This is a genomic window from Spirosoma panaciterrae DSM 21099 (assembly GCF_000374025.1).
Lineage (GTDB): Bacteria > Bacteroidota > Bacteroidia > Cytophagales > Spirosomataceae > Spirosoma > Spirosoma panaciterrae.
In genome coordinates this window covers 1-23,335 of the sequence record NZ_KB893215.1, presented here as the reverse complement: position 1 = coordinate 23,335, position 23,335 = coordinate 1, and the positions used below count along the sequence as shown (strand labels likewise).

The following is a 23,335-nucleotide window of genomic DNA, read 5'->3' as shown; positions in this document are numbered from 1 at the left end:
GGTTTGAGCCAGTGTCAGGCACGCAGTGATGAGAAGTTAGACTACCACTTGAACGCGACGCTTAGCACGGTAAATGTTGCTCGTTTGTTGCTGGCGGCTGATGCTTCATTACTGAAGTCGATGAACGCTTTGGTTCGACGGGAAACCAACCGTCGGGTGTGGAAACTGATATATAGCCAACTCAGTTCTGATGGCTTAGTTGATATAAATCGGCTGGATAGCCTGAATTGCCAATTTTGGCAGCGCAGGGCGGCTTAGACTTAACTATAAACTGCTCACAGTATTAAATAATATTAATCCAATCTATTTGGGTTGTGAATTTACCCTGTACATAATCAAATCTCCGAACCTAATCCGAGCCGTTTTGCGTTTCTCTATCAGTAGACATTCTTTTGCGTACCCATGCAATCAGCCATAGATACCCCACTCGACATTCAGAAAATTCGTCAGGACTTTCCGATACTGGATCAGCAGGTCAACGGTCGGCCCCTGGTTTATTTCGACAATGCCGCTACGAATCAGAAACCTTTGCCCGTTATCCATGCGCTGACGCGATACTACGAAGGGTATAATGCGAATATTCACCGGGGTATTCACCATCTGGCCGAACAGGCTACGGCCGCTTTTGAAGCGTCACGTCGGGCCATTCAGGAATTTCTGAATGCCAAACACTGGCAGGAGATCATCTTTACCTACGGCACTACCGACGGTATCAACCTGGTCGCTCAGAGCTACGGTCGTCATTTCCTGAAGGAAGGGGATGAGATCATTATCTCGACCATGGAGCACCACTCCAACATCGTTCCCTGGCAGATGCTATGCGAAGAGAAAGGCTGCATACTGAAAGTAATTCCGGTGAACGATAATGGCGAACTGCTGCTGGATGAATACGAAAAGCTGCTGTCCGAAAAAACGAAGTTTGTTTCCTGCGTACACGTATCCAACGCACTGGGCACCATCAACCCTGTCAAAACCATCATCGACAAAGCCCATGCCGTCGGGGCCGTTGTCCTGATCGATGGGGCGCAGGCCAGCTCGCACCTCGAGCTTGATGTGCAGGCCCTCGATGCAGATTTTTATGTTTTATCGGCTCATAAATTGTATGGCCCAACGGGCATGGGCGTTCTGTATGGCAAAAGGGCAATCCTGGACGCCATGCCGCCTTACCGGGGTGGTGGCGAGATGATTAAGGAAGTAACGTTTGCCAAAACGACCTATGCCGATCTGCCCTATAAGTTCGAAGCCGGTACGCCCAACATTGCCGATGTGGTGGCGGTAAAAACGGCGCTTGAGTACATGGCCGGTTTAGGTAAGGAAGCTATTGCTGCCCACGAAGCCGATCTACTTCACTATGCCACCGAACAATTAGCAGGTCTGGACGGCTTGCGCATCATTGGTCAGGCCAAACACAAAATTGGGGTCATTTCCTTTGTCATGGAGGGCATTCACCATCAGGACATTGGCGTCATTCTGGATCAGCAGGGCATTGCTGTCCGAACGGGCCATCACTGCACCATGCCCCTGATGCAACGCTTTGGCATTGCCGGAACTACGCGGGCCTCGTTTGCGGTTTATAACACCAGAGACGAAGTTGACCGGCTGGTACAGGGACTGCGTCGGGTGCAGAAAATGATGTTATAAAGCATGGAACTTCTCGAAAAACAAAAAGTTATCGCTTATCTTAACGAGATGCCAGAACAATTTTCGGCAGAAGAAATGATTGAACGCATTTTTCTTCTTTCGAAAATTGAACGTGGCCTTCGTGACGTTGAGGAAGGCCGAACCATACCTCATGAAGACGTTGTTGCGAAATTCAGAAAATGGCAGCAACGATAAATTGGACCCAGGAAGCTGAAGCCGATTTTGATTCAATTTGTCAGTACCTGGAACGGCAATCATTTCAATATGCCAACCAGTGAGGTGATCAATTGATAAATAAAATCGACTTACTAAAGCAATTTCCGGAAATGGGACGTATGGTTCCTGAAAAACAGGTTCATTTCATCCGGGAAGTGTTTGTTGGTGACTATAGATTAATTTATTCGTACCAAAATGGCGTGGTCAACTTATTGACAATTAAACATCAGGCCAGTCAATTAGGTAAACTTTAAGATGACCATTAACGAAAAGCAGGACGAAATCATTGACGAGTTCGATTTGTTCGAAGATCAGCTCGACAAGACGCAATACATCATCGATTTAGGCAAAAAACTCCCTCCCATGGCCGAATCGAAAAAGACAGACGAAAACCGAATTATGGGTTGTCAGTCGAAAGTATGGGTGGATGCCGAACTAAAAGGCGACCGACTTTATTTTTACGGAGACAGCGAACCTACCGCCCAAATTTCGAAAGGATTGGTGGGGCTGCTGATTCGGGTATTGTCGGGCGAGAAACCGGAAGACATTGCCAATGCGGATCTGTATTTCATTCCACGGGTAGGTATGGGCAACCTGATTACCTCCCTACGGGCAGGTGGACTAGCCTCCATGATTGAACGAATGAAAGCCTATGGCCGGGCCTATTCAACCGTAAAGCAATAAGAGTCAGGAATAGTCAAACGTAGTCAGGTGTGGTAAAGCAGTACGTCCAACCTATCAACACTTGACACTATCTGACCAGGCTTGACAAAACATGACAACGATAATGACAGACGAAGAATTAAAAGAACAAGTTGTGCTGGCCCTGAAGGGTGTCTATGACCCCGAAATCCCGGTCGATGTCTATGAACTGGGGCTTATCTACGAAATCAAGATATTCCCGGTCAACAACGTGTATATTCTGATGACGTTGACCTCACCCTCCTGCCCGTCGGCGGGTTCAATCCCGGCCGAAATCGAGGAAAAAGTACGCGCTATCGAAGGGGTCAACGACGTAAGTGTTGAACTCACATTCGACCCTCCCTACTCTACCGAACTTATGTCCGAAGTAGCTAAATTAGAGCTTGGATTTATGTAAACTATACGTCATTGGTCATTAGCCTCAGACGTCATTGAAAGTCATTAATTGTTTTTACTGATGATTATCCAATGACACGAAGCAATGATTACCTGATGACTATCTATTAATGACTAACTACTAAACAATATGTATCCTCCTCATTTGCTTGTCCCGATGCGGGAAGACCTGACCAGCGTTGGGTTTGAAGAATTGACCACGCCAACCGAAGTGGACGCTGCTATGTCCGATCAGCAAGGTACGGCGTTAGTGATGGTAAACTCGGTATGTGGCTGTGCAGCCGGTGCAGCTCGTCCGGGCGTGAAAGCTGCTTTGGCAGCCAGTGCCCTAAAGCCTGATCACCTCTACACTGTTTTTGCGGGTGGCGACGTTGCGGCAACGGCCCGGATGCGCGAATACCTGCTTCCCTATCCGCCATCGTCACCAGCGATTGCTATTTTCAAAGATGGCGAGTTGGTTCATTTCATTGAGCGGCACCACATCGAAGGTCGGTCAGCACAAATGATTGCTCAACACCTCGAAATGGCTCTGGAAGAGTTCTGCTCTCCAGCGAATGCGTAAACGAATTCAATAGTAAAAAATCAACAGCCGTTAGTGCTTACTAACGGCTGTTGATTTTTTACGTTACGGCAAATACTTTCGCTAAAAACCGCGATAAAGGCAGTAATAAGAAGACCAGCAACGCCAGCGGAAACGAGGCAAAGGCGGCTACCCAGGCCGCATTCATCACAATCAGCGATAGTACGCCCGCCTTTACCGCCAGACCGATATTACGGCCTATCGGCTCCTTCACAGCCCGCCAGAGTGGAGGAAAAATAGAATAGCCAAACAGAACCAGGAAAGGGAAAGCCGTGCCTAACTGCTGATGCCACTGAGCGAGTGCCGCTACACAGCCAATCACAAGCGCATACAGCAAACCCGCCACGCGAAGTGTAACCGGACTACCGCCATGGACTTCGCCCCTACTGATCATGGTGATGGCGGCAATGTAAATAATGGGCACCAGCCCTACCCAGGCCCAGGGCATCACCTGATCGGGCAGAATACTTATCCCCAATAGTAGATTCAGTCCCCGGCATAAGCCCATATTAACCGGCCCCAGCCAGTTGTGGTGCTTACCAAAACGGTCGTAGATAAGGGCAGCCGCTGAAATGGCAATAGCTAGTAAACCCGCTGTCTGATTCACCCAAAACGACGTCAGGATACCAACGGCCAATAAGCTACTACCCAATATAATAGCTGTTTGCTTACTCACCACACCACTTGGTATGGGTCGTTCGGGCCGTTCGATGGCGTCCAGCTCGGCATCGAATACGTCGTTGAACACGACACCTCCACCGTAAAGTCCGATGGTGGCCAGACAAAGCCCCACAATGGCAGTCAGGTCGAAATTAGGAATCAGGAAATACCCTGCAATAGCCATACCCGCCAGCACGTCGGCCACCGATGTTACCAGATTCGCCGGGCGGGTAAGCGAAAGAAGCGCCTTTATCATGGTAAAAGAGCGAAAGAATGAAAGAGTGAAAGAGCGAAACCTACTGAACATTTTTCGCTCTTTCACTCTTTCGCTCTTTCGCCATTAGTTAATTATCGTTGATTCTTTATCGACCTTTGGGGCCTGCCCACCGCGCAGTACGGAACTACCATTGTAGCGTTGGCTTTGGTCAATGCCCAGCGGCTGCGAAAGCTCTTCCAGACTCAGTTGACCACTCTGTGCAAAGGCCGTTACCGCATTCGCAAACGTGACCAGCCGGATGGCTTCGTCCGAAATGCCCCGCTGCTTCATTAAAGCCGCCGTTTTGGGTACTGCCAGCGGATCGCTGATACCCCAGTCGGCAGCCGAGTTGATCATAATGCGCTCCGGCCCATATTGTTTTACAACTTCTACCATCCGTTCGTTTCCCATTTTGGTAAACGGATAGATGGTGAAGCCAGCCCAGAAGCCCCGGTCCAGTACCTCACGTACTGTTTCCTCATTGTTATGATCGACAATGACCATACCGGGATCAATACCGTGCTCAATGGCGATATCCATACTACGGCTGGTGCCCTGCTTTTTATCACGGTGTGGGGTATGAATTTGTACCGGCAGGTTCGCTTCTCGGGCCAGCTCCAACTGGGCCCGGTAGTATTTTTCTTCGGCAGCCGTCTGGTCGTCAAACCCAATTTCACCCACACCCACAACACCTTCCTTATAGATGAAAAGAGGCAGAATTTCCATAACCTGTTCGGCAAGGGCCTCCTGATTGGCTTCTTTGGAGTTCAGGCCAATGGTGCAATAGTGCCGGATACCAAACTGCGAAGCCCGGAATCGCTCCCAGCCGACCAGACTTGCGAAGTAGTCCCGAAACGAGTCGATGCCGGTACGGGGTTGACCCAGCCAGAAAGCAGGCTCAATGACCGCTACGATTCCCGCATCGGCCATAGCCTGATAATCGTCCGTTGTTCGGGAAGTCATGTGGACATGCATATCAAAAAACGACATGCCCTTAATGGAATCCATAAAATCCATATTCATTTCGATTTAATACCTAATGAGCAGGTATAGTCAGGAATTAGCAGAAATAGTCGATCCTCATCAGGCCATTGTCAACGTTGACTTGTGGCCCTTGCCAATGGCAGACTATTTTGTTGTGCAAAGTTCTCAAAAAATGAGAGGCCGTTCCACATGATTTTTACCCATATTTTAATTGATGTTTTACAAACTTCCGCTTTGGCAGCGCGTTGTATAGGTATACAACAAATGCAGCTATGAAGAAGTACCATCAACGTCAAGTAAGGAAAGGGGGCCTTTGGGTGCTCCTACTGCTGGCAGTAGGCGGAAGTCTGAGCGCCTGCCGCGAGAATGCGATCGACGACCTGAGTGCGGCTGATAGTCCGGTTTACATTACCAATTATGATAAGTCGGTCAACTTCGGCCAATACAAAACGTTTAGCTTGCCCGATTCGGTGATAATCGAAACGAACACCGGATACGTTCCGGCGCAGAATAGCGTTTCGACTCAGTTCGTAAACAATATTGCCAACACGCTTACCGCCAGAGGTTTTCAACGAGTGGCCAAAGGAGATAGTGCCGATTTGGGAGTCGCCATTATCCGGGTCAATAAGCAGTATACGGGTGTAGGCGTCGATCCATACGGGTATTATTCGAGTTACTGGGGCTATGGCTACGGTGGATATGGAGGCTATTATCCTTATTATCCGACTTACTACACGTATCAGGTTGCCGATCAATACTGGGAAATCCAGATTGTTGACCTGAAAAACAGCACAACCAACAGCAGTGGTCAAAAGCAGGTGAATGTCATTTATGATGCCACGATCCGGGGAACCGACGTTACGGATACCCAATCCGTCGATGCGGCCACCACCGCTATTTTCAATCAATCCATGTATTTACAGGCTAGTCGCTAATCAACGTCATGAAACGTATCCTCGCAGTAATTGCCCTGCTTGGCCTCAGTACGGCGGCATGGGCACAATATCAGAATGAGTACATGGGTTCATCGATCTATGATCGGTACGTAACCTTCAATATTTCGGCCCGATATGGGGTCGCCTTACCAATGGGTGGCCAACAGGGGTATATTGACCGGATTTCGCCGACAAACCTTGCACTGGATGGTGAATGGCTCTTTCCGAAGCGGTTTTCGATTGGGTTGAAAACGGGCTATCAATATACCCATCAGCGGTTGCCCCGGCAGGTGTACGACTACGACTCGCAGTCGATCTCAGCCGTTCAGACCCGAACGCTCTCGGTAATTCCGGCCATGGTTTCGCTATCGTACTACTTTGCCGATAATGCCGCAGCCATTCGTCCCTATATCCAGATGGCAGGCGGTGGTGCCTATATCGATTACACCAATTATTTCGGTCCCCTGGCCGACCAGAAAAACGGCTTTAAAGGTGCTATAGCCCCAGCTATCGGTCTTAAATTTTACGGCAAACGCGAACAGGGGCTGGGTGCCGAAGTTCAGGCTCAATACCAGAACGTATTTTTCAACTACGATCTGCTGAAAAACTCCGCCCCTTCGCTGATGCTTTCGGCCGGGATCATTTATCGCTGGTACTAAACTAGTCTAACAGCAACTCAATATTGGCTGGCAAACTACGCCCGGCAGCCCGACGTTCAGCGGCATAGTCCGTCAGAATATGGGTCAGCCGGGCGTTTTTGCGTTCGTGTAAGCCAATAATTTGCGTAATATCTTTATCGGTGAAGAACGCTTTCATCACGAGTTGGTTCCAGGCCAGTTCATCCAGATAATCGGCGGGATAAGGATTGTGTAACATAATGGCCGACTGCACATCGCCAATGTTGTTTCGAACCCCTTCCGTTGCCTGAAACTGCCAGGCTTCGGGATAAGCCAACACAGGCAACGCTGAATAGAGCGCCACCAATTCGTTCAACTCGCCCGCTTTAAAAAGCTCCGTGATGGTTTTGACATAAACAGCCTGGTCATCGGCTGGCAATTGCAGCAACCACCATACGCGCGCCAGACGATCCAGTGTCCAGCCCATTACGGTAAATCCCGGCCGAATGCGTTCTATCGCAAAAGCCATATCGTCTGGCACCTCAACAGGCTGTTTGCCAACGAAACGGGGTAGGGCCGTAAACACCCGGTAAAAGGTTGAAACCTGTGGATTCGCATGGAATGCGTCGACCTGTTGCCGCAAATACGAAACGGCTTTTTCTGAATTTGGCTGCTGTTCGATCAGATAAAACAGCGTCTGACTCATCTGGAAACTATTCATACTGCAAAAATACTCGTGTAATTCGTATGCGTATTGCCATAAAGGCACATTAGTACATGACTATAATCACCTTTATGATGATAGAATAAAGTTTAATCTGCTCTTTTGTTTCCCTGGATGCCGATCATTCGCTTTCAATCATGAAAAAAACGCTATTGGTTTATCTGATTCTTCTCAGTTTTAACAAGCTTGCGGCCCTCGCCCAATCGCCAGCAGAATACACCTGGTGGAATCCGACCCAAAGCGATCAACCCGTAATTGAAGGGCAAGGCTGGTCGGGTGCAGCTCTCCAACATCCGTATGATCGCCTACCAGCGCCAGCCGAACAGCGTGTGCGCAAGGAGGTCTGGAGCCTCTCGCACGATGGAGCCGGGCTAATGATCCGGTTTCGGGCCAGTACCGACCAGGTTATGATTCGTTATACCGTCGGTCGAAAACAAACCGCACTGCCGCATATGCCTGCTACGGGCGTTAGCGGAGTCGATCTGTATGCCGTAAATAGTGATGGCGACTATCTGTGGTGCGCCGGGAAATACACGTTTGGTGATACCATCCAGTACCGATTTACCAATCTTGAGCCCAACGACCCCCAGCATAAAAAAGGCCGGGAGTATCGGCTGTATCTGCCGCTGTATAACTCTGTCAAATGGCTCGAAATTGGCGTTCCGAACGGTGTAACGCTCACCCCGTTGCCCGTCAGGCCCGATAAACCCATTGTGATTTACGGTACCTCCATTGCTCAGGGGGCCTGCGCTTCTCGACCCGGTATGGCCTGGACGTCGATTCTGGGCCGGAAACTGGACCGCCCGATCATCAATCTGGGTTTCTCGGGCAATGGTCGGCTGGAAAAAGAGGTGGTTGATTTTTTACCGGAAATTGATGCTAAACTCTACGTACTCGACTGCCTGCCCAACCTGATTGCCACGGTAGGCATCAAACCCGATACCATCAAAGCCCGAATTATCCAGTCTGTAAAGACCCTCCGGCAACGACGACCGGCAACGCCCATCCTGCTTGTCGAACATGCGGGCTATACGGAAGGCGGCATCAACCCGACCCGCAAGCAGCTTTATACAGAGGTAAATGAGTTGATGCAACAGGCCTACACCCAACTCCTGAACGAGGGTATTGAGCAACTGTATTTGCTCTCTAAATCAGCCATCAATCTGGATATTGACGCCATGGTCGACGGTACGCATCCGACTGACCTGGGTATGCAGCAGTATGCCGACGCTTACGAACGGATTATACGACCAATTTTAAATGAACCAATTGGTCAATCATCGACCACAAAGCCCCGTACCCAGTTTCGCGACGCAGCCAAATACGACTGGGAAACCCGTCACCGGGCTATTATAAATCGCCTGAAAAGCAGTCCGCCAAATATCGTGTTTTTTGGCAACTCAATTACCCACTTCTGGGGTGGCGAACCGAGCGATGTATCATCGGCCGGCGCCGATAGCTGGAATGGCGTAATGGCTCCTCTGGGTGTACAAAACATGGGCTATGGCTGGGATCGTATCGAAAACGTGTTGTGGCGAGTGTATCACGGCGAACTGGACGGGTACAACCCGGCTCAGATTGTCGTGATGATTGGCACCAATAACCTCCAATTTAACTCTGACAACGAAATTAGTGAAGGGCTTAGCTTCCTGGTCCGAGCCATGCAGACCCGGCAACCCAAGGCGGAGATTTTACTAATTGGCATATTACCCCGTCGGCAAATGGAGCCTCGCATTGCCATGCTCAATCAGCAGCTTACCCAGGTTGCCAATAAACTAAACGTTCGGTTTATCCAGCCCGGAACTGTGTTTCTAAAACCCGATGGTTCGATTAACGAAACCTTATTTAGCGACGGATTACACCCCAACGCCGAAGGCTATCGCCAATTCGTCGCCAAACTTCAACCCTATCTGAAAAAAGCGGCAACCACAACCAAAGGAAAGAAATAACGAGCCGGCCGAATATCGTACGTTTTAAGGACGCTCGTCCGCAATGACATCGCAGACAAGCAAGACTTCCTTAGCCTTGTATCATCACAACTAGCGGCTGATTTATCTGAATTTTTTGTCGAGATGGCAATTTTAGGGTGAGCGTATTGCCCGTTTGCTTTAGCTGTACCGCAATCGGCTGGCCGCCAAGGGTAGCTGCTATTTTTTTGACGGGCTTCTTGTCGCCTTTCTCTACGGTTAACTGCGCCAACGCCAGCGAACCATACGCTACGTCAAGACGATACTCATAGGTTTTACCCTGCTTTTGTTGCGAATACGTTCCCCAGCCTTCGGCCGCCGTAAATGGAGCCATAAACTTATCGGCGCTCCATTTCGGCGCAAACGCCATTTCGCCTTTAGGGCCGTGGTATGCATAGCCACAGGCTGTAATAAACGCTCCGTAACTAGCCATTGCCCGGGCGTAATGGTCGCTGCATTCAACTTCGTTGAACGGGTTTCGTTTAGCAGCGTGGTATCGATCATGAACGGTACGGATGAGAGCCAGTCCTTCGTCGGTCATCCCTTCGGCAAGCATATGCCCAGCCACCTGGTGTTCAAAACCACTCATGCACTCGTGAAAATAGGTTACCTGCCAGGCATCTTCCACACCATACGGTAAGGGAACCTGACTTGGGTTGGTATTCATAAGCATTCCGCCCTCGCCCGGTAACGCATAAGGCCGTCCGCCATGATGGGTTTTCAGATAGGGGCCAACATCCGTCGTGAAGTTATACTTCCAGAGAGATCGGAGAGCCGATAAGGTTTTCGGCTGGTCAATGATGCGCCCCAGCCCCACCTGAAACGCCCATGATTGGCCATATACCTGATCGATATGGCAGGTGTCGTAGGAGCCCAGCACGGTTTTACCCAACTTCGGATCGGGCTTATGAATGAAGTATTCGCCATTGAACAGTTGCGATTCCATATTGGCCTTCCCCTTATCGAAAAAGGCTTTACAGACAGCCGCAAACTCCGAATCGGCCATTTCCTCAGCCATGCGTTCGCCCGCTTTTACCGCTGCCAGACACAAACCAACCAGCCAGGCAATTTCGCCCGGCCACTTAGCATCCAGCGTATTTTCGAGCTGTGAATCGACCATACCATTGCCATTCCGATCCTGTTCCAGGATGTATTCGATAGCCCGTTTTGTTTTAGGCCAGTTTCGACGCAGGAACTCATCATTCGCGCTCATCTGGTGCTCACGGTAAATACCCAGAACCCGTCCGGCCTGCCCATCGATGGCGGGTTGCTGGTCGTATTCAGCCCGGAAACCGATGTGCCCATCGTCGTGGAAACCAACTCCCAGATCGACCCGCTCGCGTGTGTCCCGTTCCAAAGCCGGAAACAATCGGCCCATGGCTTGTGCGTACTGCCATACGTGCGTGCAGGTACCCGCACAGGACCCTACCCCCTCCCACGCATAAAACCGCCCCGACGAAAACCGATGGCTAGTGGTGGTGGCCAGTGTCGATACATTCAGCAAGGTGCGTTCTAAAAACCAGTGCGGCAGCGTACTTTTCGTATACCAGGTCTGGCACCAGGCTTTGGTTTCGCCCGATAGTTTGGCGAAGTTCTGCTGGATATATGTAGCCACTTCAGCCGCCGATTTGAACCGATTGGCATAGTAGCGCTTCGTCTCATTTTTGATAGAGTGAAACGACAGATTTGGGAAATACCAGCTCAGCACGTAGTGTAGTTCAGCCGTTTTGCCGGCAGCTATCTGGGCTGTATTTCGTACCGAGCCCAGTAAGGGTTCATCAAACCGTTTGGTAGCGGGCTGACTATTTTCGGTGCTAAACAACGCATCGTTCGTCAGGGTAGCGGATGTGTTGATTACGGTAGATGGATTGAGCGAGAGCAGACAGAAGTTGCCATAATCTGGCTTGAAATAATAGGCATCGTCGGCCCAGTTTTTATTGAGAGCGGTACTGAAAACCCCATTCGGAACAGCTTTATTCGATTTGGTATACTGGTCGTCGGTGGCGGTATACAGAGCCGCTTTGTTTTCCAGCCATCCCACTACCGACACCATTACCTCAGCCTGGCTCCTGTTGGTAACCGTAAATGAGTAGATCGTAGCGGGCAGGCCTGAATTATCGGCATCCAGTGGGATAAATGGCGAATACACCTGCAGCGAAATCTGAACGGGCAAGGTCGCATCCAGATACCGAATGGTGGCCATTGGGTAGGTGGCTTCAAATTCAATGTCGTCCCAATCGTCGGGCAGCAGCCGTTTCGTAACGCTCTTCCCCTCAAAATCAATTTTCAGGGCAAACCCCTGCTCTACGGGCCGAACATCTTTAACGGGTTCAACATAGTTGGCCCCATCGAATGGCCGCAGAATGGCCTTATTGTTCTGGATTTTTTCGTGCCACGGAATGTCTCTATAAATAACTCCCGTCTGGTTCTTGTTGAAAATATCCCACAACCAGAGTCGCCCATCACCACCCAGGTATACGCATCCACAGCCGATGCCGCCCACCGGCATACCAATGTAGTGAAGCTCATCCTTTGTTTTCCGATACGTCGTCGGCCCTCCCCGCTCATATAGGGTTTTGATCCATTCAGGGGCAGGCTTTGTGATAGCAGACGTATCGTCTGCCCGTCGAAATGGCTGATTGAGTGAGGGGAAATCCGTTAAAAGACTAGCTGCCACCAAACCAGTGGATTGCATAAACGTGCGACGAGTAATCGTATTGTCGGCCATAGTACATCTGAATCAGTTGGATTCATTCTCTAAAAACCAACTGACCGACAACTTACTCACCTTCTGTGCATGGATTCCAATAATGAATTTCTTTTGGGGGTGTATGGCGACATTCGCACACTCCCATCCTATCGATTATTTCTTCGCCTTTGGATGGGCCTGGTCGTAGGTTTTCTTGAGTTGCTCCAGACTGGTATGTGTGTAAATCTGGGTAGCTGCCAAACTACTGTGGCCGAGCAGATCCTTAATCGCGTTGAGGTCGGCCCCCCGATTGAGGAGGTGGGTAGCAAATGAATGGCGCAATACGTGGGGGCTTTTCTTTTCAAGGGTGGTCACCAGCTCCAGGTGCCGCTTCACAATACGCTGAATCAGAACCGGATAAGCCGCTACACCTTTATCACTTACGATCAAAACTGTACTATCGGCCTGCCCTGCGAATTCGGCTTCTTTCACGCGATTGTATGTCTGAATCAGTTCAAATAGCGGTTGGGTGAGCGGTACGATCCGGTGCTTGTTACGCTTTCCCAGAACCAGGATGGTCTTGTCGTACAGGCTAACATCGACTGTTTTCAGCCCGATCAACTCGCTCAATCGGATGCCGGTGCCGTACAAAAGTTCAAGCACCAGTTTGTCGCGAACTCCCTCAAACGTGTCGGAAAACTCGACCTCATCGAGCAGGGCTTCCATCGGCTTTTCTTCGATGTACTGAGGCAGTTTTTTACTGGCTTTCAGCGCCTGAATTTTGGCCATTGGGTCCTGGTCAATCACTTTCCGGCGCAGCAGATACCCATAAAAACTCCGAAGGGTAGCAATCTTCCGGTTCACCGACGATTTATCCAGGTCGGCCTCCACCAGACTCACGATCCATGACCGAATGTGTCGAAAATCGGCTCGTTCGGGCTGATCGACGTTGCATTCGGTATGCAGAAACTCCGTAAACTGCTCCAGGTCATTTGCATACGCCGTCAGCGTATGGTGACTGAGTCGCTTTTCGTACCGAATGTGTGTGAGAAAGTCTGAACCGTGATTCATGGATTAATCTGATTTTGCTTACACAAACATACCAACATTACTATTTAGAGGATTTTTAACGTCCTCTTTAGTTAATTGAGTAATTGACTACACCTATCACAAATCATAAACAAAATCCTGAAAATCCATCAATCCGCTAAACCCCGGTCAAACAAAAAGCAGCAAACATCCCTGCTTGCTGCTCCTTCTGTGTTTTGGCTTGCCATTTGAAACGGCCGACTGCGCATTCAGCCATTCAATGCAAACTTTACCTGCACATTACCGACGATTCGGAACAAAATGTCCTATTGCTCGGTATGGTTGCCGTACATTCTTTCTTTGTAGGCTGCCTTAATGATCTCGGTGCGACGCTTTACCGACGGTTTTTGGAAAGCCGTCCGCGACCGCAACTGCCGCAACACACCCGTCTTCTCAAACTTCTTTTTGAAGCGTTTCAGGGCCTTGTCGATCGACTCGTTGTCTTTTACGTTAATGATAAGCATTGTTAAATATTGTGTTTTAGCTAAAACCGGACGGCAAAGATAATAGATTTGCGGACATGAAACAAGCCATTATTGACTTAGGAACCAATACTTTCCATCTATTGATTGCCGAAGGGGCCGGCTCTACGCAACAAATTCTGTTTCGGGAAAGTTTACCCGCCAAAATTGGTCAGGCAGGCATCAATCAGGGCATCATCGCCGAAGAAGCCATTGGCCGGGCCCTGGGCGTTCTGACGTATTTCCGGCAGGTGCTTCACCGATTTGGAATCAAGCCCGAACACGTAGTGGCGATCGGTACCAGCGCCATTCGGGTGGCCCACAATCAGCAGGAATTTATAGATCGGGTCCGACAGGAAACGGGTTTGTCCATTCGGGTCATTTCGGGCGATGAAGAAGCCGCCTACATTTATCAGGGTATTCGGGCGGCAGGTGCTTTAAGCGAGCAGACCGGACTGGTTATCGACATTGGTGGGGGCAGTGTCGAATTCATCCTTGGCAATCAGTCACGAATTTTCTGGAAACAAAGTTTTGAAATTGGGGGGCAACGGCTCCTTGATCGTTTCATGACGGGAACACCAGCCAGCACCGATCCCATTAGTCCGGGTAACATTCGCCGACTGAACAATTACTTTCAGGAGCAGCTCCTGCCACTAGCCAATGCCATCCACCAGTACCAACCCAATGGAGTGATTGGCTCGTCGGGTTCGTTCGATACACTGGTCGATATGTGGTACATGCACGACAAGGGCCACCTTCCCGATCCCAATCAGCCAACGTTCGACTTACCCATTCAGGAGTTTTACCGATCGTATGAATTACTCATCACTAAAACCCACGCAGAGCGCAGGCAGCTACCGGGCATGATCGAACTCCGGGTCGATATGATTGTTGTTGCTGTTTGCCTGATCGACTACATCCTGAAAACCTACGGGCTTACTCAAATTAAAACCTCAACCTATTCGCTGAAAGAAGGGGTATTGGCTTCCTTGTAACCCAGGTGATAATCCGCACGCTATTGGCTTAAAATCGTGGGTTACCACCTGCCTTACTCGCAGGCAAACAGGTATTTTCTGGTGCGATTGCGCTTTGTTATACCGTACTCATTCTGCATTGTACTTTCTTCATTCCAGATAATGAAAGCTGAAACAAACGACCGCTCGTCGTACCGGAACCTTATTTTTACAGCCCTGCTTATTCTATTTGTCGGCCTGGCCTTTGCTTTTCCGGCACCGTTTGTGAGTATCGGCGGGTTTCCACTCAAAAAACTCATTGTTCCTCTGTTGCAAATCATCATGCTGGGCATGGGCACAACCATGTCGATTAAAGACTTCGAGGGGGTGATTCAGCAACCCAAAGCGGTTTTCATCGGGGTTGTCTGCCATTTTATTATCATGCCCCTGCTAGGTTACACACTGGCCAATACGTTTAGTTTCCCCCCCGAAATTGCGGCTGGCGTGGTGCTGATTGGCTGTTCGCCCAGTGGGTTAGCCTCAAACGTTATGTGCTTCATTGCCAAGGCCAATGTTCCCCTCTCCATAACCGTGACCACGATTTCGACACTACTCGCTCCGTTTGTGATGCCTGCACTGATGAAATTTCTAGCGGGTCAGTTCATCGAAATTTCATTCCTGAAAATGATGGTCGAAATTATGCAGATTGTCATCCTGCCCATCGTGGTTGGTCTGATTCTGAATCGGGTTTTCCATAAATCGTCGGTGATGCTGAACCGGGTTATGCCGATGCTCTCGATGGGTGGTATTATTTTGATTGTTGCCATCATCGCAGCCGCCGGTCGCGATAGCCTCCTGACCGTTGGCTGGACCTTAGCCCTGTGCGTGCTGATCCACAACCTGTGTGGCTTTATGCTAGGCTACGGTACGGCCCGGCTCTTTGGCATGGACGAGCAAAGTTGCCGGACGGTAGCTATTGAAGTGGGCCTGCAAAACGGAGGACTGGCCTCGGGCATTGCCGTACAAATGGGCAAAGTGGCTACGGTTGGTCTGGCCCCGGCTCTTTTCGGCCCTATCATGAATACGAATGGCTCCCTGCTGGCAACCTATTGGAGCCAGCATCCCCCTAAAGAGGTATCGGCAACGGAGCCGACTGCGGCCTAAAACGTTTTAAAATCCCACAGAACGACCAAACGTATCCAGTGGGATTTTTACTTCAAGCAAAAGTTGCATATACAACTTTATCGTTCAATCTTTACGACATGAACACAGAACCCTACTGCATTGCAGGTCGTTTGCGGATGCTGGCGCGGATTGTGACAGGCCGTTATAACGATGCCTTTGTATCGGAGGGGGTTACGTTTGCCCAGGCGGGTTTGCTGATGCACATTTTCGCCCAACCGGGTATACGACAGGCACAGCTATCCAAACAGCTGCAGATTGAAAAATCGGCCATGAGCCGGGATGTTCAACTGCTTCAAAAAAACGGCTGGCTGACCGATAGCATCCGGAGAGGCTTGTTTCTCACCGAAGCGGGCCGATTATTAGCGAAACGCTGCCATAAAATCTGGAAAGCCCTCAATCAACAGGTCTGGGAGGAGCTTGGCCCTCAGGCCGTCGACGGAATTACAACGCTTTCGCAAAAACTAATACCTTAACACAAACCACTATAATGACTACCGACTCTTTATCTCAGATCTGGCAAATGGCTCAGGGTTCGGCCCAGGGACCGATGCGAAAGCTTACCACCGATAATTACCGTTATCGGCTAACCCCCGAAACAGCTTCGGCCGGGTTTATTGCCTTGCATACAGCCGAGGTGATGCACCGTTTTGCCAGGATCATGTTTGGCCGCGAAATCAGTATTCCCCTACAGGCTGTGGGGGGCGTTTCGGACGATGGGCATGAACTTGATCTGGCCGAAATACAACAAAAACTCGACGACAGTTTTGCTCTGATTGCCGAACTCATCCGGCAGACGGCCGACGAACAATGGGCCGAAATTGTTTCCTCGCCGTTTGGTGATATACCCCGAATGCAGGTACTCGTGTTTCTGATGCACCATAATTCGTATCATGCCGGACAAATTGCTCAGGCTATCAAAAAAGGGCAGGAATTTCCAGTAATAGCTTAATGCACTGTAATAAAAGATTTGCTGCATTTTTCTGTCATTCCTCCTGCGCAGGAATGACAGAAAACGTAAATGACAGTGTACTTAATCGGTTCGAGGGTATCCGTCTGTAGCTGGCTGCTGAACCAACCGCCATCGACAGACGGATACCACTGAATAGCAACCTATAAAGATGAAGCCTGCCTTTTTCCAAACGACACGTCAGGAATCCACGAAATCATGGTTTTTCCGCTTGGGGTTGAACTGGTATCCAATGTATTTCGGAACGGGAGGTAACATCCTGTTCTGGTCGAGCGACTGGCGGGAGGTACATGTCCGTTTGCGCCGAAATATATGGACCTACAACTACGTAGGGACCATTTTTGGGGGTAGTATGTTCTCGGCAACCGATCCGTTTTATATGGTGATGCTCCTGCGCATACTGGGCGATCAATACGTGGTATGGGATAAATCGGCTAATATTCGCTTTCGTAAACCCGGCCGACAGACGCTCTACGCCCGCTTCGAAATCACGGACGATCAGCTTGCAGTTATTCGCCAGGAAGTGGCCGCCAACGGCCAGATCGATTACACGTTTACGGTTCGGTGGCTCGATAAAAATGGGGTTGTTCATGCGGAGTTGGAGCGGCTGTGCTACATCGCCGATAAAACCCATTATGAGCAACGCAAAAATGATCGGCAGCAATCAAGGTTTAAACGGTAAACGTCCATGCTCCAGGAACATCCTTTGGTGGTTCAGCGCACAGCTCGCTATTACACAATTGGCCAATTCTCTGAAAACACCCGAAACATCTGGTTTTGCCTGCACGGGTTTGGCCAGCTCGCCCAGTACTTTGGCAGAAAATTTGCCGATTTAGCCCATGACGACACCTTAATCGTTGTACCCGAAGGGCTCTCCCGATCATACCTCGACATGAACTACCAGCGCGTGGGTGCTTCCTGGATGACCCGGGAAGATGCCGCTCACGAAATCGATGACTATGTCGTTTATCTGAACTCCCTATACAACCTCATTCTTGCAGAGCACACGAACACTGGCCCAAAGCGGCACATCACGGTGCTTGGTTTTTCGCAGGGGGCCGCTACTGCCTGCCGATGGCTAAATAATGGAGGAGATAAATCTGGTCGCATTCAGGTCGACAGGCTAATTCTGTGGGCTGGCTATTTTCCCAAGGGGCTTTCCGATCTGATCGATGCGAACGTGCTTACCGATACCGAAACCCATTATGTGTATGGCCGCCAGGATGAGTACATCAGCGCTCTACCCGACATCGACGCCTACCTGAATCGCCTGAAAACCGATGTGCCGAACTTAAAGATAACCACCTTTGACGGAGCACACCGGGTAGACCCTGAAGTACTGAAAACCCTAGTGACGACTCCGAAACCTATTGCGTAATCGTTGCCAGAACGTAGCTGGTTTATAACCACCAACCTTCACGATTTCTCCAAGCGCAGCAGTGTCCTCATTTAAGCGAATGTCTACTACGTTGCGTGAGCTTGGCCCCAATCGAATTTCCTGCGTGACATACCCAATAAACGTCACCTGAAGCGTAAGCTGCTCCAAACTATGATCGGCCGGGATTTTTAGCTGAAAGTTGCCATCTTTATCGACATACATTCCAGTCCTAGTTTCTTTGATAACAACGCTTGCTCCACAAAGAGCCTGATTCGACGTATGGTCAACGACACGCCCGGATACAATCCTTGAAGAATCTGCTGATACTACGCTTTCGGGTTCGGATGATTCTGCTTTTCGCTCACTCCCGCTAGCCTGTACTGAGGTCGAATGCAGCGACAAGGACGTTATAGACTCCGACTGAGCCGCCTGATACTCCAATAGACCTACCGTCAATAGCCCCCAGAAACGACCTCGCGAATGAGGAGCCAACGACGATTGTAGCGATCGATCAAGCTGACTCTGGCGAAAACGTCCGCAGCCTATCCCCGTTTTCTGAGTCACTATGGTGGCAATCTGCTGGTCGGTCATGGCCGTAAAATCGACTACCGTTTTCTGGCAGTGCAGGCAGAATCGACCACCTTCATCGGGCTTCATATCTTGCCAGGCCTGTTGACAAGGTGACGGTATGGTTAGCTGTATCCGTTTGGCAGGCATAGGTTCAGCCACTAGTTTTTAGAGAACTAAAATTAACCACAAAGGCGCTATAGACGCAAGGCATTCGAAATTAATCGCTAATTCCTGGTGTATTTATAGCGCCTTTGCGATTAACTCATCATGGCTTTCGATGAATGGTTTGCGCCCCCGCCTGTGCACCCGCCAGAATCGTCATATCAGCAATGGTAACATGAGCAGGCGCTGTGACCGCAAACACAATCGAATCCGCTATATCTTCGGCCGTGAGCGGGGTAAAACCCTGATAGATTTTAGCCGCCCTATCTTTATCGCCTTTGAAGCGTACCATCGAGAACTCCGTTTCGACCGCTCCCGGCGCAATGTTGGTTACTTTAATGCCATGCTGGGTCATATCCAGCCGCATACCCGAACTGATGGCTTCTACGGCCGCTTTACTGGCACAATACACGGCTCCGTTGGGGTACGTTTCCTTGCCAGCTACTGAACTCAGGTTTACAATATGGCCCCGTTTACGCTCCACCATACCGGGCATAACCGCCTTCGACACGTATAGTAAACCCTGCACATTCCCATCGATCATCAGATCCCAGTCGGCTGGATCGCCGTCCTGAATCGCCGACATGCCATACGCATTACCAGCGCTGTTTACCAGGATATCAATGGCCTGCCATTCCTCAGGGAGTGTATTGATCGATTCATACACCTCTACCCAGTTTCGGACATCGAAGTTCAGGGTGGTTACATCAGTCTTTTTACTTAAGAGATCCTGCAATTCATCCAACCGTTCCTGTCGACGGCCGCAAAGAATCAAACGAAATTCGAGGTCAGCGAAAGCTTCGGCGGTAGCGCGGCCAATGCCAGAGGTAGCGCCAGTGATCAGTGCAATACGAGACATGAAAAATGAAGAAATAGATGATTTCACAAAGATAAACCACCAACAGCCTTTTCGGGCTGGCATGAATTTTTTCTGAGGTACAGGCCTTTAGCCACTCACAACCACCAACAATAAACTACTTGTTTTCAGCCGATTAAACAAAATAGCATTTTTTATCAAAACGGCCCTGGCGAATTGGTTAGGTTTTTGCAATGATATGACTATGCCGTAATACTGGCCGAAAACGAGATTATTTAGTCAAGTCCGATCAGCCTTAACGGTGCTGCCTAATCAAGTACTTGCGTTATTACCTGTTTATATGCTACCTGAATTTTCGGTTGTGATCCCAACGTATCAGCAACCGGCTTTGTTACTTAAATGTCTGGATGCGTTGGGGCGTCAGCGACTCCCACGTGATCAATTTGAGGTCATTATCGTGGATGAAGGCAATTCGCCCGAAACCGAGACGGCCGTACAGCTTTTCATCAAACAGGTGGCTCGGAATGGGGGACCACTCGAAGTGCGCTACCTGGCCCAGCCCGAACGGCGGGGCCCGGCGGCTGCCCGAAATCGCGGCTGGCGGGCAGCCCGAGGTCGTATTATTGCCTTTACCGATGATGACTGTTTACCCGAACCCGACTGGCTATCCGCTGCCCTTACTTGTTTTCAGCGCGGTGCTCAGGTGATGAGCGGTCAGTTACGCGTTCATTTGCCCGAACATCCGAGCCCACTGGATCGGACAGCTACAATCCTGAAACGTGCGGAGTTTATGTCGGCCAACTGTTTTTGCCGTAAATCGACGCTGCAACGGGTAAATGGGTTTGAAGAAGCCTTCGATACAGCCTGGCGCGAAGACAGTGATCTACAGTTCAAATTTATTCAGGCGGGTGTTCCGATCGGTAAATGTCCCGAAGCGGTTGTGGTCTACCACATCCGTCCCTGCCCCTGGTACGGTTTGCTCCGCGACGAACGTAACAATTGTTACGACGCGCTCCTGTACAAGCGTCATCCAAGTCTGTTTCGAGAGCGGATTCCTTCCTACCGACGGCAGATCCTTCAGTATTACGTTTCGGTTATTAGCATCATGGCTAGCCTGACAGGTTTATGCCTCGGCGAATGGGGGATAGCCATGATCGGATTAAGTATCTGGACAATTCTTTCTACGGATCTGATTATGCGTCATTTGCCCCAGGAAACGCTAACCTGGACAACGGCCAAGCACGCCATCATCACGGCTTTGGCAACGCCTTTTTTATCCGTTTACTGGCGATTGTATGGCGCTGTAAAATATAAAGTGTTGTATTTATAAGCAAAGGGTGCCTGGGTAAGGGCAGCGGGTAACGAATAGAATACCCCTCTGCCCTTACCCAGGCACCCTTTGCTACATTGCTTATTTTGCCCCACTTAATGAACCATTAAGGATTGGATTGTATTTTTGATAGATAAAGTCAGTATTACTCAACTGGCCTTATCCGTTCATGGATCATTTGCATCAGTCTTTTAGCGTACGCTTTTCGTATAGTGTTTTTTTTACCGAGCGACTATTCGATTCGACCAACACCCTTTTTGCCGACTTCCTGCAGCAGCAACTAGCCGGAGGTTCTCGTAAAAAGCTTCTTTTTGTTATTGATTCGGGGGTTATCTCTGCTCACCCAACTCTACAGACAGACATTGCCGAGTATTTCTCTCAAGCAACTGACAATCTGGAACTTATTCAGGATATACTGATCATACCAGGTGGCGAAGCAGCCAAAAATGACCCCGACTTTGTCGAAACAATTGTCCATGCAGTTGATCGGTATGGTATCGATCGTCATTCGTATGTTGTAGCGCTGGGTGGAGGGTCTATCCTCGATCTGGTTGGGTATGCGGCCGCTATTTCCCACCGGGGCATTCGCCACATTCGAATTCCGACTACGGTGCTATCGCAGAATGATTCGGGAGTGGGGGTCAAGAATGGCGTCAACTATCGGGGCAAGAAAAATTTTCTTGGCACATTTGTACCACCCGTAGCCGTATTTAACGATAGCCAGTTTCTGACCACTCTGGATGATCGCGATTGGCGGGCCGGTATTTCTGAGGCCGTTAAGGTTGCGTTGATCAAAGATGCGTCGTTCTTTAACTGGATCGAACAGCATGCCGAACAACTGGCCGCACGCGACATGACAGCAATGCACTACCTCATTCATCGGTGTGCCCAAATGCACCTCGATCATATTGCCGGAGGGGATCCCTTCGAAATGGGCTCGTCACGACCCCTGGATTTTGGCCACTGGAGTGCGCACAAACTCGAACAGTTAAGTGATTTCGAAGTCCGGCATGGTGAGGCCGTAGCAATTGGTATTGCGATGGACAGTTTGTACTCAAACCTGTTAGGCTGGATTAGCGATACGGATGTAAACCGGATACTGAGTACTTTGCGAACGCTTGGTTTTTCGCTTTACCACCCCATGCTCGATCTTAACGATAGCGAAGGGGTTTTAAAAGGCCTTTCGGAATTCCGCGAACATTTGGGAGGTCAACTCACCATCATGCTGCTCAGTGCCATCGGCAAGGGGGTTGAGGTTCACGAGATGGATGCCGCCCGCGTTCGGCAGGTGATTGCAACACTACGCGAAAACGAATTATGCCAGACACTACAGAACGACACCTCTACCATCAACTAACTGAAAATTAAGATGAAAGAGGAATATAAATCGTTATTTAAAAAAGAGCTTGATAGGTTCACAGATAAGTTAGAAAAATATGTATCGACCGAAAATGGTGACTGGTCTGTAAAGGGCTTTATTGACGTTTATAAAAACATCTATACAATTTCATCGGACACAAAAATTGTTTCAAAAATCCTTGAAATACATATTTTCCCTCAGATCCTTCAATTCGCAGAAGAAATCGGCTATAAAGTCTTACTCACTGAACATCAGAACTACTATCCTGACCTAACCTTCATTAACAAAGAGAATGAAGCGGTGAAGTTTGCAGTAGACTTGAAAACAACTTATCGAAAGCGAAGTGGAATCTCAAGTTTTACATTGGGCAGCCACGGAAGTTATTTTAAGGAAAGAGATAAGAAAAAAAACATTCAATTTCCCTACAATCACTATCTAGGGCATTACTGTTTAGAGCTTGTTGGGGAATTGATAAGGACTGGTAGTCGAGTCAACTTTGTATCGACCAAGAAACAAAGTAATGACTAAGCAGTGGCAACCACTGACCGACTACCAGTGGGCAGCAATTTCGCCTTTTTTTAACCTTCAACGCAAGCGTAAACACCAATTACGTGCCGTCATGGATGCCATCTTCTGGATGTTACGCACCGGCTGTCAATGGCGAAACCTGCCGCCTAGCTTTCCGCACTGGCAAGC

At 49.5% G+C, this 23,335-nt stretch carries 28 protein-coding genes; 20 read left to right on the top strand and 8 right to left on the bottom strand.

The annotated features are described in order from the left end of the window. The 7 genes from B153_RS38410 to B153_RS0127345 all read left to right on the top strand — a co-directional run. On the top strand, positions 1-258 hold a 258-nt coding region (locus B153_RS38410; RefSeq protein WP_026262203.1), incomplete at its 5' end, for a hypothetical protein. A gap of 144 nt (positions 259-402) precedes the next feature. After that, positions 403-1,641: a cysteine desulfurase gene (locus B153_RS0127370; RefSeq protein ID WP_020599947.1), complete on the top strand. Its 1,239-nt coding sequence runs from the start codon at positions 403-405 to the stop codon at positions 1,639-1,641. 3 nt (positions 1,642-1,644) lie between these two features. Next, a complete protein-coding gene (locus B153_RS37885) occupies positions 1,645-1,836 on the top strand; it encodes a hypothetical protein (protein WP_020599946.1) in 192 nt (63 codons plus the stop codon). Between the two features lie 92 nt (positions 1,837-1,928). Then, on the top strand, positions 1,929-2,111 hold the full coding sequence (locus tag B153_RS38920) for a type II toxin-antitoxin system RelE/ParE family toxin (RefSeq protein ID WP_157634909.1): 183 nt from the start codon (positions 1,929-1,931) through the stop codon (positions 2,109-2,111). A 1-nt stretch (position 2,112) separates the two neighbouring features. After that, positions 2,113-2,541 (top strand): SufE family protein, encoded by a 429-nt coding sequence (locus B153_RS0127355; RefSeq protein WP_020599943.1) that lies wholly within the window; start codon positions 2,113-2,115, stop codon positions 2,539-2,541. A 103-nt stretch (positions 2,542-2,644) separates the two neighbouring features. Then, positions 2,645-2,956, top strand: a complete 312-nt coding sequence (locus B153_RS0127350) for a DUF59 domain-containing protein (RefSeq protein ID WP_020599942.1) — start codon at positions 2,645-2,647, stop codon at positions 2,954-2,956. 129 nt (positions 2,957-3,085) lie between these two features. Then, entirely contained in the window at positions 3,086-3,517 is a 432-nt protein-coding gene (locus tag B153_RS0127345) for a BrxA/BrxB family bacilliredoxin (RefSeq protein ID WP_026262497.1), read from the top strand. Positions 3,518-3,575: 58 nt separating this feature from the next. On the opposite strand, the gene eboC is transcribed toward B153_RS0127345, so the two are convergent. Both eboC and B153_RS0127335 read right to left on the bottom strand, forming a co-directional pair. After that, positions 3,576-4,451: a UbiA-like protein EboC gene (eboC, locus tag B153_RS0127340; RefSeq protein WP_020599940.1), complete on the bottom strand. Its 876-nt coding sequence runs from the start codon at positions 4,449-4,451 to the stop codon at positions 3,576-3,578. Positions 4,452-4,535: 84 nt separating this feature from the next. Next, a complete protein-coding gene (locus B153_RS0127335; protein WP_026262496.1) occupies positions 4,536-5,468 on the bottom strand; it encodes a TatD family hydrolase in 933 nt (310 codons plus the stop codon). Between the two features lie 239 nt (positions 5,469-5,707). Here B153_RS0127335 and B153_RS0127330 point away from each other — a divergent pair, with 239 nt between their 5' ends. Both B153_RS0127330 and B153_RS0127325 read left to right on the top strand, forming a co-directional pair. Next, positions 5,708-6,370 (top strand): DUF4136 domain-containing protein, encoded by a 663-nt coding sequence (locus tag B153_RS0127330; protein ID WP_020599938.1) that lies wholly within the window; start codon positions 5,708-5,710, stop codon positions 6,368-6,370. Between the two features lie 8 nt (positions 6,371-6,378). After that, complete coding sequence (locus B153_RS0127325; protein ID WP_020599937.1) at positions 6,379-7,029, top strand: porin family protein; 651 nt, start codon at positions 6,379-6,381, stop codon at positions 7,027-7,029. 1 nt (position 7,030) lies between these two features. On the opposite strand, the gene B153_RS0127320 is transcribed toward B153_RS0127325, so the two are convergent. Beyond that, complete coding sequence (locus B153_RS0127320) at positions 7,031-7,708, bottom strand: EboA domain-containing protein (RefSeq protein ID WP_020599936.1); 678 nt, start codon at positions 7,706-7,708, stop codon at positions 7,031-7,033. Positions 7,709-7,848: 140 nt separating this feature from the next. Between B153_RS0127320 and B153_RS0127315 the strand changes: the two genes are divergently transcribed. Then, entirely contained in the window at positions 7,849-9,660 is a 1,812-nt protein-coding gene (locus B153_RS0127315; protein ID WP_020599935.1) for an SGNH/GDSL hydrolase family protein, read from the top strand. 70 nt (positions 9,661-9,730) lie between these two features. On the opposite strand, the gene B153_RS0127310 is transcribed toward B153_RS0127315, so the two are convergent. The 3 genes from B153_RS0127310 to rpsU all read right to left on the bottom strand — a co-directional run bounded on the left by B153_RS0127310 (position 9,731) and on the right by rpsU (position 13,920). Continuing rightward, positions 9,731-12,406, bottom strand: coding sequence for a GH116 family glycosyl-hydrolase (locus tag B153_RS0127310; protein WP_020599934.1), 2,676 nt, complete (start codon positions 12,404-12,406; stop codon positions 9,731-9,733). Between the two features lie 135 nt (positions 12,407-12,541). Further along, positions 12,542-13,438: a tyrosine-type recombinase/integrase gene (locus B153_RS0127305; protein ID WP_020599933.1), complete on the bottom strand. Its 897-nt coding sequence runs from the start codon at positions 13,436-13,438 to the stop codon at positions 12,542-12,544. Between the two features lie 284 nt (positions 13,439-13,722). Further along, positions 13,723-13,920 carry a 30S ribosomal protein S21 gene (rpsU, locus tag B153_RS0127300; RefSeq protein WP_012924721.1) on the bottom strand — a complete coding sequence of 66 codons (198 nt, stop codon included), beginning with the start codon at positions 13,918-13,920 and terminating at the stop codon, positions 13,723-13,725. Between the two features lie 56 nt (positions 13,921-13,976). Here rpsU and B153_RS0127295 point away from each other — a divergent pair, with 56 nt between their 5' ends. The 6 genes from B153_RS0127295 (at position 13,977) to B153_RS0127270 (ending at position 18,400) form a co-directional block, all read left to right on the top strand. Then, entirely contained in the window at positions 13,977-14,912 is a 936-nt protein-coding gene (locus tag B153_RS0127295; protein ID WP_020599932.1) for a Ppx/GppA phosphatase family protein, read from the top strand. Between the two features lie 141 nt (positions 14,913-15,053). Beyond that, positions 15,054-16,034 (top strand): bile acid:sodium symporter family protein, encoded by a 981-nt coding sequence (locus tag B153_RS0127290; protein WP_020599931.1) that lies wholly within the window; start codon positions 15,054-15,056, stop codon positions 16,032-16,034. A 98-nt stretch (positions 16,035-16,132) separates the two neighbouring features. Next, complete coding sequence (locus B153_RS0127285) at positions 16,133-16,528, top strand: MarR family winged helix-turn-helix transcriptional regulator (protein WP_026262495.1); 396 nt, start codon at positions 16,133-16,135, stop codon at positions 16,526-16,528. Positions 16,529-16,542: 14 nt separating this feature from the next. Then, positions 16,543-17,004, top strand: coding sequence for a DinB family protein (locus B153_RS0127280; protein WP_020599929.1), 462 nt, complete (start codon positions 16,543-16,545; stop codon positions 17,002-17,004). Positions 17,005-17,173: 169 nt separating this feature from the next. Continuing rightward, positions 17,174-17,704, top strand: coding sequence for a DUF4442 domain-containing protein (locus B153_RS0127275; protein WP_026262494.1), 531 nt, complete (start codon positions 17,174-17,176; stop codon positions 17,702-17,704). A 6-nt stretch (positions 17,705-17,710) separates the two neighbouring features. Then, positions 17,711-18,400 carry an alpha/beta hydrolase gene (locus B153_RS0127270; protein ID WP_020599927.1) on the top strand — a complete coding sequence of 230 codons (690 nt, stop codon included), beginning with the start codon at positions 17,711-17,713 and terminating at the stop codon, positions 18,398-18,400. Here B153_RS0127270 and B153_RS0127265 read toward each other — a convergent pair. Together B153_RS0127265 and B153_RS0127260 are read right to left on the bottom strand one after the other, a co-directional pair. Beyond that, a complete protein-coding gene (locus B153_RS0127265; protein WP_157634907.1) occupies positions 18,371-19,057 on the bottom strand; it encodes a carboxypeptidase-like regulatory domain-containing protein in 687 nt (228 codons plus the stop codon). The genes B153_RS0127270 and B153_RS0127265 overlap by 30 nt on opposite strands. A gap of 178 nt (positions 19,058-19,235) precedes the next feature. Then, positions 19,236-19,991, bottom strand: coding sequence for an SDR family NAD(P)-dependent oxidoreductase (locus B153_RS0127260; protein WP_020599925.1), 756 nt, complete (start codon positions 19,989-19,991; stop codon positions 19,236-19,238). Between the two features lie 298 nt (positions 19,992-20,289). Between B153_RS0127260 and B153_RS0127255 the strand changes: the two genes are divergently transcribed. The 4 genes from B153_RS0127255 to B153_RS36010 all read left to right on the top strand — a co-directional run. Further along, on the top strand, positions 20,290-21,279 hold the full coding sequence (locus B153_RS0127255) for a glycosyltransferase family 2 protein (protein WP_020599924.1): 990 nt from the start codon (positions 20,290-20,292) through the stop codon (positions 21,277-21,279). Positions 21,280-21,448: 169 nt separating this feature from the next. Next, the gene (locus B153_RS0127250) at positions 21,449-22,636 is read left to right on the top strand and encodes a 3-dehydroquinate synthase (RefSeq protein WP_020599923.1); all 1,188 of its coding nucleotides are present in this window, start codon (positions 21,449-21,451) and stop codon (positions 22,634-22,636) included. 12 nt (positions 22,637-22,648) lie between these two features. Next, a complete protein-coding gene (locus B153_RS36015) occupies positions 22,649-23,167 on the top strand; it encodes a type II restriction endonuclease (protein ID WP_020599922.1) in 519 nt (172 codons plus the stop codon). Further along, positions 23,160-23,335, top strand: a 176-nt coding sequence (locus tag B153_RS36010) for a transposase (protein WP_020599921.1), incomplete at its 3' end; no start/stop codon positions are given. The genes B153_RS36015 and B153_RS36010, both read left to right, overlap by 8 nt.

Bases quoted from the DNA above. Each gene is read 5' to 3' on its own strand.
- B153_RS0127370 (WP_020599947.1), top strand. From the start codon at position 403: ATGCAATCAGCCATAGATACCCCACTCGACATTCAGAAAATTCGTCAG.
- B153_RS37885 (WP_020599946.1), top strand. From the start codon at position 1,645: ATGGAACTTCTCGAAAAACAAAAAGTTATCGCTTATCTTAACGAGATG.
- B153_RS0127355 (WP_020599943.1), top strand. From the start codon at position 2,113: ATGACCATTAACGAAAAGCAGGACGAAATCATTGACGAGTTCGATTTG.
- B153_RS0127350 (WP_020599942.1), top strand. From the start codon at position 2,645: ATGACAGACGAAGAATTAAAAGAACAAGTTGTGCTGGCCCTGAAGGGT.
- B153_RS0127345 (WP_026262497.1), top strand. From the start codon at position 3,086: ATGTATCCTCCTCATTTGCTTGTCCCGATGCGGGAAGACCTGACCAGC.
- eboC (WP_020599940.1), bottom strand. From the start codon at position 4,451: ATGATAAAGGCGCTTCTTTCGCTTACCCGCCCGGCGAATCTGGTAACA.
- B153_RS0127335 (WP_026262496.1), bottom strand. From the start codon at position 5,468: ATGGATTTTATGGATTCCATTAAGGGCATGTCGTTTTTTGATATGCAT.
- B153_RS0127330 (WP_020599938.1), top strand. From the start codon at position 5,708: ATGAAGAAGTACCATCAACGTCAAGTAAGGAAAGGGGGCCTTTGGGTG.
- B153_RS0127325 (WP_020599937.1), top strand. From the start codon at position 6,379: ATGAAACGTATCCTCGCAGTAATTGCCCTGCTTGGCCTCAGTACGGCG.
- B153_RS0127320 (WP_020599936.1), bottom strand. From the start codon at position 7,708: ATGAATAGTTTCCAGATGAGTCAGACGCTGTTTTATCTGATCGAACAG.
- B153_RS0127315 (WP_020599935.1), top strand. From the start codon at position 7,849: ATGAAAAAAACGCTATTGGTTTATCTGATTCTTCTCAGTTTTAACAAG.
- B153_RS0127310 (WP_020599934.1), bottom strand. From the start codon at position 12,406: ATGGCCGACAATACGATTACTCGTCGCACGTTTATGCAATCCACTGGT.
- B153_RS0127305 (WP_020599933.1), bottom strand. From the start codon at position 13,438: ATGAATCACGGTTCAGACTTTCTCACACACATTCGGTACGAAAAGCGA.
- rpsU (WP_012924721.1), bottom strand. From the start codon at position 13,920: ATGCTTATCATTAACGTAAAAGACAACGAGTCGATCGACAAGGCCCTG.
- B153_RS0127295 (WP_020599932.1), top strand. From the start codon at position 13,977: ATGAAACAAGCCATTATTGACTTAGGAACCAATACTTTCCATCTATTG.
- B153_RS0127290 (WP_020599931.1), top strand. From the start codon at position 15,054: ATGAAAGCTGAAACAAACGACCGCTCGTCGTACCGGAACCTTATTTTT.
- B153_RS0127285 (WP_026262495.1), top strand. From the start codon at position 16,133: ATGAACACAGAACCCTACTGCATTGCAGGTCGTTTGCGGATGCTGGCG.
- B153_RS0127280 (WP_020599929.1), top strand. From the start codon at position 16,543: ATGACTACCGACTCTTTATCTCAGATCTGGCAAATGGCTCAGGGTTCG.
- B153_RS0127275 (WP_026262494.1), top strand. From the start codon at position 17,174: ATGAAGCCTGCCTTTTTCCAAACGACACGTCAGGAATCCACGAAATCA.
- B153_RS0127270 (WP_020599927.1), top strand. From the start codon at position 17,711: ATGCTCCAGGAACATCCTTTGGTGGTTCAGCGCACAGCTCGCTATTAC.
- B153_RS0127265 (WP_157634907.1), bottom strand. From the start codon at position 19,057: ATGAAGCCCGATGAAGGTGGTCGATTCTGCCTGCACTGCCAGAAAACG.
- B153_RS0127260 (WP_020599925.1), bottom strand. From the start codon at position 19,991: ATGTCTCGTATTGCACTGATCACTGGCGCTACCTCTGGCATTGGCCGC.
- B153_RS0127255 (WP_020599924.1), top strand. From the start codon at position 20,290: ATGCTACCTGAATTTTCGGTTGTGATCCCAACGTATCAGCAACCGGCT.
- B153_RS0127250 (WP_020599923.1), top strand. From the start codon at position 21,449: ATGGATCATTTGCATCAGTCTTTTAGCGTACGCTTTTCGTATAGTGTT.
- B153_RS36015 (WP_020599922.1), top strand. From the start codon at position 22,649: ATGAAAGAGGAATATAAATCGTTATTTAAAAAAGAGCTTGATAGGTTC.